Genomic DNA, 16,831 nt, shown 5'->3' with positions numbered 1-16,831 from the left:
TGCCGCCATTCAACCCGGGCGTTTTATGCCGGACGATAAACGCGCACATTGGCATGCCCCTCGCTCAGCAGGTGGTGGGCATGCAAACGGCTCATGACGCCTTTGTCGCAATACAGGAGGTATTGGCGCGTAGGGTCCAGCTCTTTGAAGCGGCTGTTGAGGGCATAGAACGGCAGCGTTTGCACGTCGATGCCGGCCAGCTCAAGGGGCTGCTCTTCGGCATTATCCGGGTGGCGGATGTCGATGATCACATGACCGGCCAGGGCTTCGCTGACTTCCTCGACCTGCACGTCCTTGCCCAGCTCGTCGATCACTTTGTCGATCGGCAGCAAGGTCGCACGCTCAAGAGCGCGCTCGAAGATGGCCATGTCGAACTGGCTTTCCTCGTGCTCAATGCGCGGCTTCTTCGCCTTGGTAGTCGGGTTGACCGAAATCACCCCGCAATATTCCGGCATGTGCTTGGCGAACTCGGCGGTGCCGATGCGTGTGGCGGTGTCGATGATGTCTTGTTTATGGCTGGCGAGCAGCGGGCGCAGCACCAGCATGTCGGTGGCCGAGTCGATCACCGCGAGATTCGGCAAGGTCTGGCTGGACACCTGGGAAATCGCCTCACCGGTGACCAGCGCATCGATCTGCAGGCGCTCGGCCATCCGCGTGGAGGCGCGCAGCATCATGCGCTTGAGGATCACGCCCATCTGGCTGTTGTCGACCTTGCCGAGAATCTCGCCGAGCACTTCCTCGAACGGCACGCTGATAAACAGCACGCGCTGCGAGCTGCCGAACTTCTGCCAGAGGTAATGCGCCACTTCCATCACGCCCAGTTCGTGGGCACGGCCGCCGAGATTAAAGAAGCAGAAGTGGGTGACCAGGCCGCGACGCATCATCTGGTAAGCGGCGACGGTGGAATCGAAACCGCCGCTCATCAGCACCAGGGTCTGCTCCAGCGAACCCAGCGGATAACCGCCCAAGCCTTCATGCTGGCGATGGATGACGAACAGGCGCTGGTCGCGGATCTCCATGCGCACCACCACTTCGGGATCCTTCAGCGAGATCCCGGCGGCGCCGCACTGCTGGCGCAACTGGCTGCCGACATAGCGCTCGACATCCATGGAGCTGAACGCATGCTTGCCGGCGCGCTTGCAGCGCACGGCGAAGATCTTGCCCGGCAGCTGATCGGCGAAGTGCAGCTTGCACTTTCCCACCACGTCGTCGAAATCACCCAGCGGGTATTCATCGACTTGCAGGAAATGGGTGATGCCCGGCGTGCAGCTCAAGCGCTCGATCATCGCCTGCAGGGTTTTCGGCTCACTGATCTGGGTTTCGACTTCCAGGTTGTCCCACACGCCGCTGACCTGCAGCTGCGGATCGAACTCACGCAAAACCGAGCGAATATTCTTCGCCAGCTGCCGGATAAAGTGCTTACGCACCGGCCGACTCTTGATGGTGATTTCTGGAAAGACTTTTACGATCAGTTTCATGAAAACAGTGCGTGCCGAGGCCGCCAAAAAACAGGGGCGCGGATTATAGCGGAAATTGCTCACGCTTTGATCAAAAATCGTCAAGCGCCCAACTCACGCACCATTAACGAGCAGTCGCGAATTTAAGCGCCCCACAATAGTGCAAATATTCCATATAAATCACGCCACAGCCCCCGCCAGCCCTGAGTTTCAGGGCGCGCACCCATTCCTGTGCACTGGCATGCAATTTGCTCTCTTGTGAGGCAGGATGCCCTGGCGGACTATGCCGCCGGGCTGCACCGTACTATTAAGGGCTTATCATTCCGAGCCTTATCCACCTGGAGGACAGCATGTCGAAGTCGATTCAACTTATTAAAGAACACGACGTGAAGTGGGTTGACCTGCGCTTCACCGACACCAAGGGCAAACAGCACCACGTGACCATGCCGGCACGCGATGCGCTGGACGACGAGTTCTTCGAAGTCGGCAAAATGTTCGACGGCTCTTCCATCCATGGCTGGAAAGGCATCGAAGCCTCCGACATGATCCTGCTGCCGGTTGACGAAACCGCCGTACTGGATCCGTTCACCGAAGAGCCGACCCTGATCATCGTTTGCGACATCATCGAGCCAAGCACCATGCAAGGCTACGATCGTGACCCGCGCTCGATCGCCAAGCGCGCTGAAGAGTTCCTGAAAACCACCGGTATCGGTGACACCGTTTTCGTCGGCCCAGAGCCTGAGTTCTTCATCTTCGACGAAGTGAAGTTCAAGTCCGACATCTCCGGCTCGATGTTCAAAATCTTCTCCGAGCAAGCGTCCTGGAACACCGACGCTGACATCGAAGGCGGTAACAAGGGCCACCGCCCAGCCGTCAAAGGTGGCTACTTCCCAGTTCCGCCGTGCGACCACGACCACGAAATCCGTACTGCCATGTGTAATGCCATGGAAGAAATGGGCCTGGTCATCGAAGTTCACCACCACGAAGTGGCGACTGCCGGTCAGAACGAAATCGGCGTGAAGTTCAACACCCTGGTTGCCAAGGCTGACGAAGTTCAGACCCTGAAGTACTGCGTACACAACGTGGCCGATGCCTACGGCAAAACCGCGACCTTTATGCCGAAGCCACTGTACGGTGACAACGGTTCGGGTATGCACGTACACATGTCCATCTCCAAAGATGGCAAGAACACCTTCGCTGGCGAAGGCTATGCCGGGCTGTCCGACACCGCCCTGTACTTCATCGGCGGCATCATCAAGCACGGTAAGGCCCTGAACGGCTTCACCAACCCGTCGACCAACTCCTACAAGCGTCTGGTCCCAGGTTTCGAAGCGCCAGTCATGCTGGCCTACTCGGCGCGTAACCGTTCGGCTTCGATCCGTATTCCATACGTTTCCAGCCCGAAAGCTCGCCGCATCGAAGCACGCTTCCCGGATCCAGCTGCCAACCCATACCTGTGCTTCGCTGCACTGCTGATGGCTGGCCTGGACGGCATCCAGAACAAGATCCACCCTGGCGATGCTGCCGACAAGAACCTCTACGACCTGCCGCCAGAAGAAGGCAAGCTGATCCCACAAGTGTGCGGCAGCCTGAAAGAAGCCCTGGAAGAGCTGGACAAGGGCCGCGCGTTCCTGACCAAGGGCGGCGTGTTCTCCGATGACTTCATCGACGCTTACCTCGAGCTGAAAAGCGAAGAAGAAATCAAAGTCCGCACCTTCGTACACCCTCTGGAATACGACCTGTACTACAGCGTCTAAACCAGTACGCAACACAAGAGGCCACCTTCGGGTGGCCTTTTTGCGTTTAGCGGCAAGCCAACAGCGCCTTTTAACCCGATGTTTTCTGCGCTGGCACACGCCCCGCCATCAGCGCGCTTGCCAGAGCGGCCAGCCAGTGCAAGTCTTAGCCACACATCCCTCAGGAGAGTCAGGCATGCGCCCTCTACTCATCTGCCTGTTACTGGCCCTGGCACTGCCCGCCAGCGCGCAGATCTACAAGTACACCGATGCCAGCGGCAATACGGTTTTCACCGACCAACCGCCGGAAGGCCAGGCCGCACAGAATGTCGAGCTGCCGAAGACCAACAGCGTGAGCATGCAAGCGCCCAGCGCGCCGCCTACCGAGCCGCCGGCTGCGAGCAGCGCCGCGCCCTACACCACCCTGCAATTGACCGGCATTCCCGACGACGAAGCCATGCGCGCCAACAACGGCACCTTCAGCGTTGGCGTTGACCTGCAGCCACGCCTGGCGAGCAATCACCGCCTGCGCCTGCTTCTCGATGGCAAACCCCATGGCCAGCCGAGCAACGTACCGCGCCTGCAGGTCAGCAATGCCGACCGCGGCGAGCACAGCCTGGCCGTCGAGGTGCTGAGCGGTGATCAATCGATCCAGCAGAGCCCGACCGTGACCTTTACCGTACAACGGGTCAACACCAGCAGCCCCGCCTTGCGGCCACCCCCACCCAAGCCAAAACAGGTCCCTTGATCCATGCGCAACCTGTTGTTCTGCAGCCTGATGCTGCTCGCCCTGCCCGCCCTGGCGCAGGTCTACACCTATATAGATGGCGAAGGGAATCGCGTCTTTACCGACAAACCCAAATCCGGCGATGCCGAACGCATCGAACTGGCCCCCAGTAACTCGATGCCAACCGTAGGCTCACAGCCTGCCGCTGAAGCCGAGACACCGCCCGAACCCGGGCTGCGCTACAACCTGCTGCGTATTCTGGTGCCGCAACCCGACGCCACCATCCGCGACAGCGCCGGCAACCTGATTGTCAGCGTCAACAGCGAGCCAGGCCTATTCCCCCAACACAGCTATCGCCTGCTGCTGGATGGCGTACAGGTGGGTGAAGCAGGCAGCAGCCCGGTGTTCCCACTGGAGAATATCGACCGCGGCACTCATCAGCTGGCGGTGGAAATCATCGACCAGCAGGGCCGCATCATCGAGCGCACGCCTAATCAGCCGTTTCATATGCTGCGCATCTCGCTGGCGCAGAAACGCATGGTCACGCCCTGCAAAAAGGCCGATTACGGCGTCCGCCCGGAGTGTCCAATAAAGGACAAACCGCCGGAAAAGAAAGACATTCCCTTCGTGCCGTTTATCTAATCCCGCACAGCGCACCAAAGCAGTGCGCATATTGCCCGGCATTTCTATACTCTCCCTGTTTTGGGTCGCGCCACACGACCCTGCTGCGCTGAAAAGCAGCCAATTCCCTGCTTCCTACAGCTAAACACGCTTCTTTTCGGGGCTTTGGTTTGCTTCTTGCATTTTCCCGCTGCATTGCCGGAAGCCAACCTATGATCATCAACGACGCACTGCACCGCCTGCTGCTGGACAACCTGACCACCGCCACCTTGCTGCTCAATAACGACTTGCGTCTTGAGTACATGAACCCGGCAGCGGAGATGCTCCTGGCCGTCAGTGGCCAGCGCAGCCACGGGCAGTTCATCAGCGAGCTGTTTACCGAGTCAAGCGAGGCCCTCAGCGCCCTGCGCCAGGCGGTCGAGCACGCCCACCCGTTCAACAAGCGTGAAGCGGTGCTGACCTCGGTCAGCGGCCAGACCCTGACCGTCGATTACGCCGTTACCCCGCTCTTCAGTCGTGGTGAAACCCTGCTGCTGCTGGAAGTGCACCCGCGCGACCGCCTGCTGCGCATTACCAAGGAAGAGGCGCAGCTGTCCAAGCAGGAAACCACCAAAATGCTGGTGCGCGGCCTGGCTCACGAGATCAAGAATCCACTCGGAGGCATCCGCGGCGCGGCGCAGCTGCTGGCCCGCGAGCTGCCCGAAGAAAGCCTCAAGGATTACACCAACGTGATCATCGAGGAGGCCGACCGCCTGCGGAACCTGGTCGACCGCATGCTCGGCTCGAACAAACTGCCGTCCCTGGCGCTGACCAACGTGCACGAGGTGCTGGAGCGCGTCGGCAGCCTGGTCGAGGCGGAAAGCCAGGGCAGCATCACCTTGGTGCGCGACTACGACCCGAGCATCCCGGATGTACTGATCGACCGTGAACAGATGATCCAGGCGGTGCTGAATATCGTGCGTAACGCCATGCAGGCCATCGGCGGGCAGAACGAGCTGCGCCTGGGCCGCATCACCCTGCGCACCCGCACCCTGCGCCAGTTCACCATCGGCCACAGCCGGCATCGCCTGGTGACCAAGATCGAGATCATCGACAACGGCCCGGGCATCCCCAGCGAACTGCAAGAAACCATCTTCTACCCCATGGTCAGCGGGCGTGCCGACGGCACCGGCCTGGGCCTGGCCATTACCCAGAACATCATCAGTCAGCACCAGGGCCTGATCGAATGCGAGAGCCATCCCGGCCACACCGTGTTTTCGATCTTCCTGCCGTTGGAACAAGGAGTAACTCCGTCATGAGTCGCAGTGAAACCGTCTGGATTGTCGATGACGACCGCTCCATCCGCTGGGTCCTGGAAAAGGCCCTGCAACAGGAAGGCATGACCACCCAGAGCTTCGACAGTGCCGATGGCGTGATCACTCGCCTGAGCCGTCAGCAGCCGGACGTGATCATCTCCGACATCCGCATGCCGGGCGCCAGTGGCCTCGACCTGCTCGCGCGGATTCGCGAACTGCATCCGCGCCTGCCCGTGATCATCATGACCGCGCACTCCGACCTGGACAGCGCGGTGGCCTCCTACCAGGGCGGCGCGTTCGAGTACCTGCCCAAGCCGTTCGACGTCGACGAAGCCGTGTCGCTGGTCAAGCGCGCCAACATGCACGCCCAGGAGCAGCAGAGCCTGAGCGTGCCGGTCGAGCAGCCGCGCACCCCGGAGATCATCGGTGAAGCGCCGGCCATGCAGGAGGTGTTCCGCGCCATCGGCCGCCTCTCGCATTCCAACATCACCGTGCTGATCAACGGCGAATCGGGCACCGGTAAAGAACTGGTGGCCCACGCCCTGCACCGTCACAGTCCGCGCGCGGCCTCGCCGTTTATCGCACTGAACATGGCGGCGATTCCGAAAGACCTGATGGAGTCCGAGCTATTCGGCCACGAAAAAGGTGCCTTTACTGGCGCGGCCAACCAGCGCCGCGGTCGCTTCGAACAGGCCGACGGCGGCACCCTGTTTCTCGATGAAATCGGTGATATGCCGGCCGACACCCAGACCCGCCTGCTGCGCGTACTGGCCGATGGCGAGTTCTACCGGGTCGGCGGGCATACGCCGGTCAAGGTCGACGTGCGCATTATCGCCGCCACTCACCAGAACCTGGAAAACCTGGTGCAGGCCGGCAAATTCCGTGAGGACTTGTTTCACCGCCTCAACGTAATCCGCATCCATATCCCACGGCTGTCGGACCGCCGTGAAGACATTCCCACCCTGGCTCGCCACTTCCTCAGCCGCGCCGCGCTGGAGCTGGCGGTCGAGCCCAAGTTGCTGAAAAGCGAAACCGAGGACTACCTGCAGCAACTGCCGTGGCCGGGCAACGTGCGCCAGCTGGAGAACACCTGCCGCTGGATCACCGTGATGGCCTCGGGCCGTGAAGTGCATGTCGACGATCTGCCGCCGGAACTGCTCAGCCAGCCGCAGGAAAGTGCGCCGGTGAGCAACTGGGAGCAGGCGCTGCGCCAGTGGGCCGATCAGGCGCTGGGGCGTGGCCAGTCGAGCCTGCTGGATACCGCCGTGCCGGCGTTCGAGCGGATCATGATCGAAACCGCGCTCAAGCACACCGCCGGCCGCCGCCGCGACGCCGCCGTGCTGCTGGGCTGGGGCCGCAACACCCTGACCCGCAAGATCAAGGAGCTCGGCATGAATGTCGACGGCGCGGACGACGAGGACGGCGACGACTGACCACTTGCTCTGCGCAGAATAGAAAACGGGCCCGCTGGGCCCGTTTTCTGTTACAGCGGCAAACTCCCTGAAAATGCGCCAGAGCAAAGCACCCGCATCAGCCTGGTGCACAGCAGCGGTTCACCAGCCGGCCCTTACACACCACTGCCAACGCCCGTCAAAACCCCTGAAACCCAGTATTTACAAGGCCTGCAGGCAACGTAATAAAACTGGCACACAGCCTGCATAGACTCTAGCAATCCCAGTTTTGGGGACCTTGGTACAGGCAGGCCGGGGATTCCCCTCTTTTATTGCTGCGCCAGGCTGATCGTCAGCCGCCACAGCCCGTCTACTTCCTCAGCGCGCCATTCGCCGCGCAGTGGACGGGCTGCCACCACCCTCAGTAGCAAATCCCTTCGCTCACGCTGCAAACGCCAATTAGCCAACTTCCCTTGCACCTGCAACTGGCCCTGCTGTTCGCGACCAAAACTCTGCAGGCGCAGGATAAATACGCCGCCCGCATGCTCTTCACGCGGCAGCGGCTCGACGTTGAACCACAGCGCCAGCCCATCATCGAGCACCTCAACACGATCCAGCCAGAGCGGATCGGGTTGCAGCATGCGGCCGATCATCAAGCCGATCAAAAAGCCAAACAGCGCCAACGAACCGATCACCCGCACCCACGGACGGGGGCGCGGGTCTGTAGAATACTGCTCGCCTTCAAGCTCGGAGCCGCGCATGTTTCACGTCATCCTTTTTCAACCGGAAATTCCACCGAATACCGGCAACATTATCAGGCTCTGCGCCAACAGCGGCTGCCACCTGCACCTGATCGAGCCGCTGGGCTTCGAGCTGGATGACAAACGCCTGCGCCGTGCCGGCCTGGATTACCACGAATACGCCACCCTGCAGCGCCACGCCGACCTGCCCAGCTGCCTGGAAAGCCTCGGCCAGCCGCGCGTGTTCGCTTTCACCACCAAGGGTTCGCAGCCGTTCCATCAGGTCAGCTACCAGCCCGGCGATGCCTTTCTATTCGGCCCGGAAAGCCGCGGCCTGCCACAGGAGATTCGCGACAGCCTGCCGCCCGAGCAACGCCTGCGCCTGCCGATGCGCGAAGGCTGCCGCAGCCTGAACCTGTCCAATACCGTCGCCGTGGCGGTCTACGAGGCCTGGCGCCAGCAGGGTTTTGCCGACGCCCAGTAGCGCCCATAAAAAATTGCCGGGAGCAATTTTTAACGTCGCGCAGCGACGGCCCGCAGGGTGGCCGCCAGGGATGGCGGGCCAATAAAAAACGCCCCGTAGGGCGTTTTTTTGTTCCAGCCGCAAACCTTAGTGAGCGGTAGCAGCTTCACCGGCCTGAGCCTGCTGCATACGCTGCAGCTCTTGCGCGTAGAGGGCGTCGAAGTTCACCGGGGCCAGCATCAGCGCCGGGAACGAGCCACGCACCACCAGGCTGTCCAGGGTCTCGCGGGCATACGGGAAGAGGATGTTCGGGCAGAACGCACCGAGGGTGTGGCTCATGGAAGCCGCGTCCAGCCCCTTGATCAGGAAGATCCCGGCCTGCTGCACTTCAGCGATAAAGGCGGTTTCTTCGCCGTTTTTCACGGTAACCGAGAGGGTCAGCACCACTTCGTGGAAATCGCCATCGAGGGACTTCTGACGGGTGTTGAGGTCCATGGCCACGCTCGGCGTCCACTCCTGGCGGAAGATTTCCGGGCTCTTCGGCGCTTCGAAGGACAGGTCACGCACATAGATGCGCTGCAGGGAGAATTGCGGGTTCTGTTCGCCCTGAGCGGCGCCGTTGCTAGCTTGTTCTGTCATGGCAAAGCCTTCTTATCGTTAGGTGCTAATTAAACAGTGGAGTTAAACCTTGAGCAGCGCGTCGAGCTTGCCGGCGCGCTCCAGGGCATACAGGTCATCGCAGCCGCCCACGTGGGTGCTGCCAATCCAGATTTGCGGGACCGAGGTCTGCCGCGCCTTGCGAGTCATTTCCGCGCGCACATCGGGCTGGCCGTCGACCTTGATTTCCTCAAAGGCCACGCCCTTTTTCGCCAGCAGTTGCTTGGCGCGGATGCAGTAAGGGCACCAGTCGCTGGAATAGATGACGACGGCCGACATCTCACTTCACCAGCGGCAGGTTGTCGCCACGCCAGCTGGCAATCCCGCCGCCGAGCTTGGCCGCGGTGAAACCGGCTTTCTTCAGATCACGGCAGACGGTGCCGGCGTGCTGGCCCATGGCATCGACCAGAATCAGGGTCTTGGCCTTGTGCTTGTCCAGCTCGGCCATGCGGCTGGTGAGCTTTTCATAAGGAATATTCAGTGCGCCGACGATATGCCCAGCGGAAAAATCCTTCTGGGCGCGAATATCCAGCACCACGCCCTGCTCGCTGTTGAGCAATGCCGTCAGCTCGCGGCTGCTCAGGCTTTTTCCGCCCTTACGCGCTTCGGTGAAGGCCAGCAGCGCAAGAAGAGTGATGAACGATCCGCTCAGTACATAGTGGGTAGTGGCAAATTCAATCAAGTTGGCAAGCATTGGGCGGTTCCGGGACGGTAAAATGCCGGCCAGTATACACAGCCACACAGGTCGGCCAAGCCCCGCCCGGCAGTGACGATTGCCGCGCTTGGCCGTAAAATGCCCAGCCTTGTTCCCCGCCCATCGACCCAGAGCGAGCCAGCTTTATGAGCGCCACGCCCAAACCCCTGGTACTGATCATTCTCGATGGCTTCGGCCACAGTGACAGCCCCGAGTCCAATGCCATCATGGCGGCCAACACGCCGGTCTATGACCATTTGCGCGCCACCCAGGCGCATGGCCTGATCTCAGGCAGCGGCATGGACGTCGGCCTGCCGGACGGACAGATGGGCAACTCCGAGGTCGGCCATATGAATCTGGGTGCCGGCCGCGTGGTGTACCAGGACTTCACCCGCGTGACCAAGGCAATCCGCGATGGCGAGTTCTTCGATAACCCGACCATCACCGCGGCAGTCGATAAGGCCGTCAGCGCCGGCAAGGCCGTGCATATCCTCGGCCTGCTCTCGGATGGCGGCGTGCACAGCCACCAGGACCACCTCGCCGCCATGGCCGAGCTGGCCGCCCAGCGCGGGGCAGAGAAGATCTACCTGCACGCCTTCCTCGATGGCCGCGACACCCCGCCGAAAAGCGCGCAACCGTCCATCGAGCTGCTCGACGCCACCTTCGCCAAGCTCGGCAAGGGCCGCATCGCCAGCCTCAGCGGCCGCTACTTCGCCATGGACCGTGACAACCGCTGGGACCGCGTTGAGCAGGCCTACAAGCTGATCGTCGACGGCAACGGCCTGTTCAGCGCCGCCACTGCCAGCGCAGGCCTGGCCGCCGCCTACGAACGCGGCGAGAGCGACGAATTCGTCAAGACCACCAGCATCGGCGCACCGGTGCAGATGGAAGACGGCGATGCCGTAGTGTTTATGAACTTCCGCGCCGACCGCGCCCGCGAGCTGACCCGCGCCTTTGTCGAGCCCGGTTTCAAGGAGTTTGAGCGCCCGCGCGTGCCGCAACTGGCCGGTTTCATCATGCTCACCCAGTACGCCGCGAGCATCCCGACGCCCAGCGCCTACAAGCCGGAGGCGCTGACCAACGTGCTCGGCGAGTACCTGGCCAACCACGGCAAGACCCAGCTGCGCATCGCCGAAACCGAGAAGTACGCCCACGTCACCTTCTTCTTCTCCGGCGGCCGTGAAGAGCCGTTTGCCGGTGAAGAACGCATCCTGATTCCGTCGCCGAACGTCGCCACCTACGACCTGCAACCACAGATGAGCGCCCCGGAAGTCACCGACCGCATCGTCGACGCCATCGAGAACCAGCGTTATGACGTGATCATCGTCAACTACGCCAACGGCGACATGGTCGGCCACACCGGCGTGTTCTCCGCCGCCGTAGCGGCCGTGGAATGCCTGGACAGCTGTGTCGGCCGTATCGTCGCAGCGCTGGACAAGGTTGGCGGCGAAGCACTGATCACCGCCGACCACGGCAACGTCGAACAGATGGCCGACGAAAGCACCGGCCAGGCACACACCGCGCACACCTGCGAGCCGGTGCCGTTCATCTATGTCGGCAAGCGCCCAGCGACCATCCGCCCAGGCGGTGTACTGGCCGATGTGGCCCCGACCCTGCTGAGCCTGATGGGCCTGCCGGTGCCAGCGGAAATGACTGGCACCAGCATTGTCGAGCTGAACTAAGCCGCTGCCCGCAGGCCAGGCGCAACGCCTGGTCTGCGGGCAAAATGACGGGCACTTCACGCTGTCGATTCGCCCCCACTGGCGGCACCGATGACTTGCAGCTTGCTGCCGGTTTTTTAGGCATACTAGGCGCGTCCTTGTCCCAGGTACTACCAGCACCATGTTTCGCGCCCTCTTGGTTATTTTCCTGACTGTTCTGCTGACGCCGGCCTTGGCCGACGAGAAGAGCGATGCCCAAAAGCAACTGGACGCCGCCAGCGCCGATATCACCGAGCTGAAACAACTGCTGAAGAAGCTTCAGCAGGAGAAGTCGGGCGTGCAGAAAGACCTGAAAAAGACTGAAAGCGAGATGGGCCAGCTGGAAAAGCAGGTCAAGGGCCTGCAACAGGACCTGAAGAAGAGCGAAGAGGAAATTCAGCGCCTCGACCTTGAGAAAAAAAAACTCGAAGGCGCACGCCTTGAGCAACAACGCCTGATCGGCATCCAGGCCCGCGCCGCCTACCAGAGCGGCCGCCAGGAGTACGTCAAGCTGCTGCTCAACCAGCAGAACCCGGAAAAATTCTCGCGCACCCTGACCTACTACGACTACCTCAGCGAAGCGCGCATGGAGCAGTTGGCCACGTTCAACGAGACCCTGCGCCAGTTGGCCAATGTCGAGCAGGACATCGCCACCCAGCAAAACCAGTTGCTGGAGCAGAAAAGTGCCCTCGACGGCCGTCGCGAGCAACTCGCCGGAGTGCGCAAGGAGCGGCAACTGGCGCTGGCCAAGCTCGGCAAAGAATTCTCCGCCCGCGACCAGAAGCTCAAGGCCCGTCAGCAGGAACAAGCCAACCTGGCCCGCGTGCTGAAAACCATCGAAGAAACCCTCGCCCGCCAGGCCCGCGAAGCCGAAGCCGCGCGCCAGCAGGCGCTGCTGGCCGAACGCGAGCAGCAAGCAGCGGGCAACAGCGCCAAGCCAGCCAGCAGCGGCCCGCTGGTCAGCTCCGGTGCCAGCTTCGGCGGGCCATTCGACAAAGCCCGCGGCAAGCTGCCGTGGCCGGTCGATGGTCGCCTGGTGGCGCGCTACGGCACGCCACGCGGCGGCGACGCCCGCACAAAATGGGATGGCGTACTGATTGGCGCTTCCGCCGGCAGCCAGGTACACGCCGTGCATGGCGGGCGCGTGGTGTTCGCCGACTGGTTGCGCGGTGCCGGGCTTCTGGTCATTCTCGATCACGGCAATGGCTACCTGAGCCTGTACGGGCACAACCAGAGCCTGCTCAAGGATGCCGGCGATGTGGTTAAAGCCGGCGAAGCCATCGCCACAGTCGGCACTAGCGGCGGGCAAGATACCCCGGCGCTGTATTTCGCGATTCGCCAGCAGGGTCGCCCCAGCGATCCGGCTCAATGGTGTCGCGCGCAAGGATAAGCGCCGCGTTTACCGATTCAGGACAGGAGTAAGTTCGACATGCCGCATCTGTTCCGCCTCACCACTCTGGCCTTGGCCGTCACCTTGCTGGGTAGCGCCGCGCTGGTACAGGCCGCTCCGGCCGCCGCGCCGGTCACCGCCAATGACAGCGCGCCCTTGCCGCTGGATGAACTGCGCACCTTTGCCGAAGTGATGGACCGCATCAAGTCCGCCTATGTCGAGCCGGTCAGCGACAAGACCCTGCTGGAAAATGCGATCAAGGGCATGCTCAGCAACCTCGACCCGCACTCCTCGTACCTGGAACCGGAAGATTTCCGCGACCTGCAGGAAAGCACCAGCGGCGAATTCGGCGGCCTGGGCATCGAAGTCGGCGTCGAAGACGGCTTTATCAAGGTGGTCTCGCCGATCGACGACACCCCGGCATCGGCCGCCGGCATCCAGCCAGGCGACCTGATCGTCAAGATCGACGGCCAGCCGACCAAGGGCCTGTCGCTGATGGAAGCGGTGGACAAGATGCGCGGCAAGGCCGGCAGCACCATCGAACTGACCCTGGTGCGCGAAGGCGGCCAGCCCTTCGATGTCGAGCTGACTCGCGCGGTGATCAAGGTCAAGAGCGTGAAGAGCCAGCTGCTCGACGACGGCTACGGCTACGTGCGCATCACCCAGTTCCAGGTCAACAGCGGCGAAGAAGTCGGCAAGGCGCTGGCCAAGCTGCGCAAGGACAACGGCAAGAAGCTGCGCGGCCTGATCCTCGACCTGCGCAACAACCCCGGCGGCGTGCTGCAGGCGGCGGTCGAGGTGTCTGACCACTTCCTCAAGAAAGGCCTGATCGTCTATACCGAGGGGCGCATCGCCAACTCCGAACTGCGCTTCTCCGCCGACCCGGCCGACGCCAGCGAAGGCGTACCGCTGGTGGTGCTGATCAACGGCGGCAGCGCCTCGGCCTCGGAAATCGTTGCCGGCGCACTGCAGGATCACAAACGCGGCGTGCTGATGGGCACCGACAGCTTCGGCAAAGGTTCGGTGCAGACCGTGCTGCCGCTGAACAATGACCGCGCCCTGAAACTCACCACCGCGCTGTACTTCACCCCCAACGGCCGCTCGATCCAGGCCCAGGGCATCGTGCCGGACATCGAAGTAGCGCGTGCCAAACTGACCCGCGAGCAGGACGAAAGCGGCATCAAGGAAGCCGACCTGCAAGGTCACCTGGGCAATGGTAACGGCGGTGCCGACAAGCCGAGCAAGGGCAAGGCCGGCAGCGCGAAACGCCCGCAGGATGACGACTACCAGCTGAGCCAGGCGCTCAACCTGCTCAAGGGCCTGAGCGTCACCCGCGGCGACTGAGCCACGGCAACGCAATAAAAAAGCCCGACCCTGATCACTCAGGGCCGGGCTTTTTAATGGCCGCTATTTAGAGCCTGTCACAGGTAGTTATTGGTCATTTCATCAATAAAACCTTCAGCGCGCAGTTCATCCAGCGCCTTCTGCAAGCGCTGCACCACCTCGTCCGGGGTGTCCTTGTTCAGCGCCAGGTACAGCTCGGCATCATTGAAGCGCAGCACGGTTGTCAGGCCGCTGACGCCTTCCTGTTTGGCCAGGTAGCGACCGACCGGATCGGTGGTGGCCCACAGGTCAATCTTGCCACTGAGCAGCTTCTTGATGTTTTCCTGATCGCGCAGTGCGTTGACCGGCGTCAGGCCCTGGCTTTCCAGGTGCTGACTGACCGCGTCGTTCTTGTAGGCACCGATCTGGTATTGCCCGGCATCCTTGAGGCTGCCGAGGCTGAGGTTATTGCCTGGCGCTGCCAACAGCACCCAGCCGGTCTTGGCCAACGGCCCGACCCACTTGAACAGCGGCTGCCGCTCGGGGGTGAAGGTGGTGGAGAACAGGCCGTAGTTGGCCTTGTCCAGGGTCAGACGGTACAGCCGGTCCCAGGGGAAACGCAGGGTCAGGCTGTACTTGATATCGGCGCGCTTGAACATCTCGCGCACCACCTCGGCACTGATGCCGTCGATACCGTCGTCACGGGCGAAGTTCTTGTCATCCACCGCCATGTTGAACGGCGGGAAATTCTCGGTCAGCAGCACCACTTTGTAATCGGCCGGCAGTTCGGCATGGGCCGCACAGGCGCTCAGTACAAGCCCGAACAGCAGGCTGGCTTTCAGGGTTTTCAACATAGGTCTTTCCGCTCGCATGAATTGTGATTATGGCTAGCGGCATCCTTGCTCGGGCGGATGCCCGGTGACGTATGATGCTCGGCGTCGACCTTCCATGGCCGCAGACCGGCTTGTGACCGGCCTGCTGGTTTCTCGTGTTAGACGTTGCTCTTACAGGTAGTTGTTCAACGTGTCGTCGACAAAACCTTCGCTGCGCATCTTGTCCAGCTCGGCCTGAAGCTTCTGCACCACTTCATCCGGCACGTCCTTGTTAAGGGCCAGGTAGAGCTCGGCGCTGTCGAAACGCAGGATGGTCTTCAAGCCGGAGATGCCTTCCTGCTTGGCCAGGTAACGGCCGGCTGGATCACCGGTGGCCCACAGGTCGATCTGCCCGGCCATCAGCTTCTTGGCGTTTTCCGTATCGCGCAGCGCGGTGATCGGCTCCAGGCCTTTCTCCACCAGGTGCTCGGCAATCGCGTCGCCCTTGTAGGCACCGACCTTGTACTGCTTGGCATCGTCCAGGCTGTTGAGGGTGATGGCGCTGTCGGCCTTGCCGAGCAAGACCCAGTCATCCGGACCAATCGGGCCGACCCATTTGAACTGCGTTTCACGCTCCGGCAGACGCGCCGTCACGAACACGCCGTAACCAGGTTTTTCCAGCGCCAGCTTGTAGATGCGATCCCAGGGAAAGCGCAGGGTCATGCTGTATTTGATCCCGGCGCGCTTGAACATTTCGCGGATGATATCCACGGCGATGCCGTCGATATTGTCTTCCTGGGCGAAGTTCTTGCCGTTGATCGCCATGTTGTAGGGCGGGAAATTCTCCGTCAGCAGCACCAGGCTGTAGTTCGGGTCGACTTCGGCCCGGGCACTGCCCGAGAGCACCATAAGGGTGCCAGTGAGGGCGATTAGCAGTTGTTTAAACATGGGATCTCACATCGGTAGTGGAGGCTGAGCCTGCAAGCATACCCAGCACAGCTGACTTAGCCCAGCCTGGGAGCAGCCCGCCGGGCGGACTGCACGCGCTTACAGATAGCCGTCTTTGATGGTGCCCAGCTCACCTTGAGCGCGCATACCATCCAGAGCTTTCTGCAACTTCTGCACCACGTCGTCAGGCGTTTCCTTGTTCAGCGCCAGATACAGGTCGGCACTGTGGAAACGATGCACCACCTTGAGCGCGCCCAGCGTCGACTGCTTGGCCATATAGCGACCACCGACGTCATCGGTGGCCCACAGGTCGATCGTGCCCTTCTCCAGCTTGCTGAGGTTTTCCTTGTCCTGCAGGCTGGTTTGCACACTCAGCCCACGGTCGATCAGGAACTGCGAAATCGCATCGTTGCGGTAACCGCCAATGCGATACGCCGAGGCCTGCTCCAGGCTGTCCAGGGCGATGCTGCTGTCCGCCTTGGCCAGCAACACCCAATCACTCACGGCAATCGGCCCGACCCACTTGAACAGCGCCTCACGCTCCGCCGTGCGAATGGTGGAGAACAGGCCATAACCCGGGCTGCTCAACGCCTGGTTGTACAGGCGATCCCAGGGAAACCGCAGGATCAGCTGGCATTCCAGCTGCGCCTTGCTGCACAGCGCACGCACCGTGTCGCTGCTGATGCCTTTGACGTCCGCATCCTTGGCGAAATTGCCGCCACTGGCGGCCATGCTGAACGGTGGCAGGTTTTCGGTAAGCAGCACCAGAGGCTCCGCGCGCACCGAACAGGCGGCACACAACAGCCATAGCGCGGTGAATAGCCGGATAGCGGACATAATAACTCCGAGGATGGGCAAGGCCATCGATGTATGAGGG

General features: G+C 61.8%; 17 protein-coding genes. 9 read left to right on the top strand and 8 right to left on the bottom strand.

The features are described from left to right. Positions 1-23: 23 nt before the first annotated feature. Positions 24-1,478: a tRNA uracil 4-sulfurtransferase ThiI gene (gene thiI / locus WBK23_RS20175; protein ID WP_424485712.1), complete on the bottom strand. Its 1,455-nt coding sequence runs from the start codon at positions 1,476-1,478 to the stop codon at positions 24-26. Positions 1,479-1,807: 329 nt separating this feature from the next. Here thiI and glnA point away from each other — a divergent pair, with 329 nt between their 5' ends. The 5 genes from glnA (at position 1,808) to ntrC (ending at position 7,269) form a co-directional block, all read left to right on the top strand. Then, on the top strand, positions 1,808-3,214 hold the full coding sequence (gene glnA / locus WBK23_RS20170; protein ID WP_296216738.1) for a glutamate--ammonia ligase: 1,407 nt from the start codon (positions 1,808-1,810) through the stop codon (positions 3,212-3,214). Positions 3,215-3,389: 175 nt separating this feature from the next. Next, positions 3,390-3,941 carry a DUF4124 domain-containing protein gene (locus tag WBK23_RS20165; protein WP_424485711.1) on the top strand — a complete coding sequence of 184 codons (552 nt, stop codon included), beginning with the start codon at positions 3,390-3,392 and terminating at the stop codon, positions 3,939-3,941. A gap of 3 nt (positions 3,942-3,944) precedes the next feature. After that, entirely contained in the window at positions 3,945-4,562 is a 618-nt protein-coding gene (locus WBK23_RS20160; RefSeq protein WP_424485710.1) for a DUF4124 domain-containing protein, read from the top strand. Between the two features lie 191 nt (positions 4,563-4,753). Continuing rightward, the gene (gene glnL, locus WBK23_RS20155; RefSeq protein WP_424485709.1) at positions 4,754-5,839 is read left to right on the top strand and encodes a nitrogen regulation protein NR(II); all 1,086 of its coding nucleotides are present in this window, start codon (positions 4,754-4,756) and stop codon (positions 5,837-5,839) included. Then, the gene (gene ntrC / locus WBK23_RS20150) at positions 5,836-7,269 is read left to right on the top strand and encodes a nitrogen regulation protein NR(I) (protein WP_424485708.1); all 1,434 of its coding nucleotides are present in this window, start codon (positions 5,836-5,838) and stop codon (positions 7,267-7,269) included. Before glnL ends, ntrC begins: the two co-directional genes overlap by 4 nt. Positions 7,270-7,556: 287 nt before the next feature. On the opposite strand, the gene WBK23_RS20145 is transcribed toward ntrC, so the two are convergent. Continuing rightward, positions 7,557-7,988: a hypothetical protein gene (locus WBK23_RS20145; protein WP_424485707.1), complete on the bottom strand. Its 432-nt coding sequence runs from the start codon at positions 7,986-7,988 to the stop codon at positions 7,557-7,559. Between WBK23_RS20145 and trmL the strand changes: the two genes are divergently transcribed. After that, complete coding sequence (trmL, locus tag WBK23_RS20140) at positions 7,987-8,451, top strand: tRNA (uridine(34)/cytosine(34)/5-carboxymethylaminomethyluridine(34)-2'-O)-methyltransferase TrmL (RefSeq protein ID WP_424485706.1); 465 nt, start codon at positions 7,987-7,989, stop codon at positions 8,449-8,451. The two genes, WBK23_RS20145 and trmL, sit on opposite strands and share 2 nt — an antisense overlap. Positions 8,452-8,577: 126 nt before the next feature. Here trmL and secB read toward each other — a convergent pair whose 3' ends face one another. From secB to WBK23_RS20125, 3 genes are read right to left on the bottom strand one after another with little or no spacing between them, the layout of a single operon-like run. Next, entirely contained in the window at positions 8,578-9,069 is a 492-nt protein-coding gene (secB, locus tag WBK23_RS20135) for a protein-export chaperone SecB (protein WP_424485705.1), read from the bottom strand. 42 nt (positions 9,070-9,111) lie between these two features. Next, positions 9,112-9,366 carry a glutaredoxin 3 gene (grxC, locus tag WBK23_RS20130; protein WP_424485704.1) on the bottom strand — a complete coding sequence of 85 codons (255 nt, stop codon included), beginning with the start codon at positions 9,364-9,366 and terminating at the stop codon, positions 9,112-9,114. Between the two features lies 1 nt (position 9,367). Further along, the gene (locus tag WBK23_RS20125) at positions 9,368-9,781 is read right to left on the bottom strand and encodes a rhodanese-like domain-containing protein (RefSeq protein ID WP_424485703.1); all 414 of its coding nucleotides are present in this window, start codon (positions 9,779-9,781) and stop codon (positions 9,368-9,370) included. A 146-nt stretch (positions 9,782-9,927) separates the two neighbouring features. Between WBK23_RS20125 and gpmI the strand changes: the two genes are divergently transcribed. From gpmI to WBK23_RS20110, 3 genes are all read left to right on the top strand, one after another. Further along, positions 9,928-11,463 carry a 2,3-bisphosphoglycerate-independent phosphoglycerate mutase gene (gpmI, locus tag WBK23_RS20120; protein ID WP_424485702.1) on the top strand — a complete coding sequence of 512 codons (1,536 nt, stop codon included), beginning with the start codon at positions 9,928-9,930 and terminating at the stop codon, positions 11,461-11,463. Between the two features lie 160 nt (positions 11,464-11,623). Next, positions 11,624-12,871 carry a murein hydrolase activator EnvC family protein gene (locus WBK23_RS20115; protein ID WP_424485701.1) on the top strand — a complete coding sequence of 416 codons (1,248 nt, stop codon included), beginning with the start codon at positions 11,624-11,626 and terminating at the stop codon, positions 12,869-12,871. Positions 12,872-12,910: 39 nt separating this feature from the next. Further along, positions 12,911-14,215: a S41 family peptidase gene (locus tag WBK23_RS20110; RefSeq protein WP_424485700.1), complete on the top strand. Its 1,305-nt coding sequence runs from the start codon at positions 12,911-12,913 to the stop codon at positions 14,213-14,215. 77 nt (positions 14,216-14,292) lie between these two features. Here WBK23_RS20110 and WBK23_RS20105 read toward each other — a convergent pair whose 3' ends face one another. The 3 genes from WBK23_RS20105 to WBK23_RS20095 all read right to left on the bottom strand — a co-directional run bounded on the left by WBK23_RS20105 (position 14,293) and on the right by WBK23_RS20095 (position 16,791). After that, positions 14,293-15,048, bottom strand: a complete 756-nt coding sequence (locus tag WBK23_RS20105) for a substrate-binding periplasmic protein (RefSeq protein WP_424485699.1) — start codon at positions 15,046-15,048, stop codon at positions 14,293-14,295. 150 nt (positions 15,049-15,198) lie between these two features. Continuing rightward, on the bottom strand, positions 15,199-15,954 hold the full coding sequence (locus tag WBK23_RS20100; RefSeq protein WP_424485698.1) for a substrate-binding periplasmic protein: 756 nt from the start codon (positions 15,952-15,954) through the stop codon (positions 15,199-15,201). Positions 15,955-16,053: 99 nt separating this feature from the next. Continuing rightward, positions 16,054-16,791, bottom strand: a complete 738-nt coding sequence (locus tag WBK23_RS20095; protein WP_424485697.1) for a substrate-binding periplasmic protein — start codon at positions 16,789-16,791, stop codon at positions 16,054-16,056. Positions 16,792-16,831 lie beyond the last annotated feature (40 nt).

The organism is Pseudomonas sp., assembly GCF_049653025.1.
GTDB lineage: Bacteria > Pseudomonadota > Gammaproteobacteria > Pseudomonadales > Pseudomonadaceae > Aquipseudomonas.
This window is presented reverse-complemented; position numbering and strand designations above follow the sequence as displayed.

Coding starts and splice junctions, on each gene's coding strand:
- WBK23_RS20125 (WP_424485703.1), bottom strand. CDS start 9,781: ATGCTTGCCAACTTGATTGAATTTGCCACTACCCACTATGTACTGAGC.
- ntrC (WP_424485708.1), top strand. CDS start 5,836: ATGAGTCGCAGTGAAACCGTCTGGATTGTCGATGACGACCGCTCCATC.
- glnA (WP_296216738.1), top strand. CDS start 1,808: ATGTCGAAGTCGATTCAACTTATTAAAGAACACGACGTGAAGTGGGTT.
- WBK23_RS20110 (WP_424485700.1), top strand. CDS start 12,911: ATGCCGCATCTGTTCCGCCTCACCACTCTGGCCTTGGCCGTCACCTTG.
- trmL (WP_424485706.1), top strand. CDS start 7,987: ATGTTTCACGTCATCCTTTTTCAACCGGAAATTCCACCGAATACCGGC.
- WBK23_RS20105 (WP_424485699.1), bottom strand. CDS start 15,048: ATGTTGAAAACCCTGAAAGCCAGCCTGCTGTTCGGGCTTGTACTGAGC.
- WBK23_RS20160 (WP_424485710.1), top strand. CDS start 3,945: ATGCGCAACCTGTTGTTCTGCAGCCTGATGCTGCTCGCCCTGCCCGCC.
- WBK23_RS20145 (WP_424485707.1), bottom strand. CDS start 7,988: ATGCGCGGCTCCGAGCTTGAAGGCGAGCAGTATTCTACAGACCCGCGC.
- secB (WP_424485705.1), bottom strand. CDS start 9,069: ATGACAGAACAAGCTAGCAACGGCGCCGCTCAGGGCGAACAGAACCCG.
- WBK23_RS20165 (WP_424485711.1), top strand. CDS start 3,390: ATGCGCCCTCTACTCATCTGCCTGTTACTGGCCCTGGCACTGCCCGCC.
- WBK23_RS20095 (WP_424485697.1), bottom strand. CDS start 16,791: ATGTCCGCTATCCGGCTATTCACCGCGCTATGGCTGTTGTGTGCCGCC.
- WBK23_RS20115 (WP_424485701.1), top strand. CDS start 11,624: ATGTTTCGCGCCCTCTTGGTTATTTTCCTGACTGTTCTGCTGACGCCG.
- thiI (WP_424485712.1), bottom strand. CDS start 1,478: ATGAAACTGATCGTAAAAGTCTTTCCAGAAATCACCATCAAGAGTCGG.
- gpmI (WP_424485702.1), top strand. CDS start 9,928: ATGAGCGCCACGCCCAAACCCCTGGTACTGATCATTCTCGATGGCTTC.
- grxC (WP_424485704.1), bottom strand. CDS start 9,366: ATGTCGGCCGTCGTCATCTATTCCAGCGACTGGTGCCCTTACTGCATC.
- glnL (WP_424485709.1), top strand. CDS start 4,754: ATGATCATCAACGACGCACTGCACCGCCTGCTGCTGGACAACCTGACC.
- WBK23_RS20100 (WP_424485698.1), bottom strand. CDS start 15,954: ATGTTTAAACAACTGCTAATCGCCCTCACTGGCACCCTTATGGTGCTC.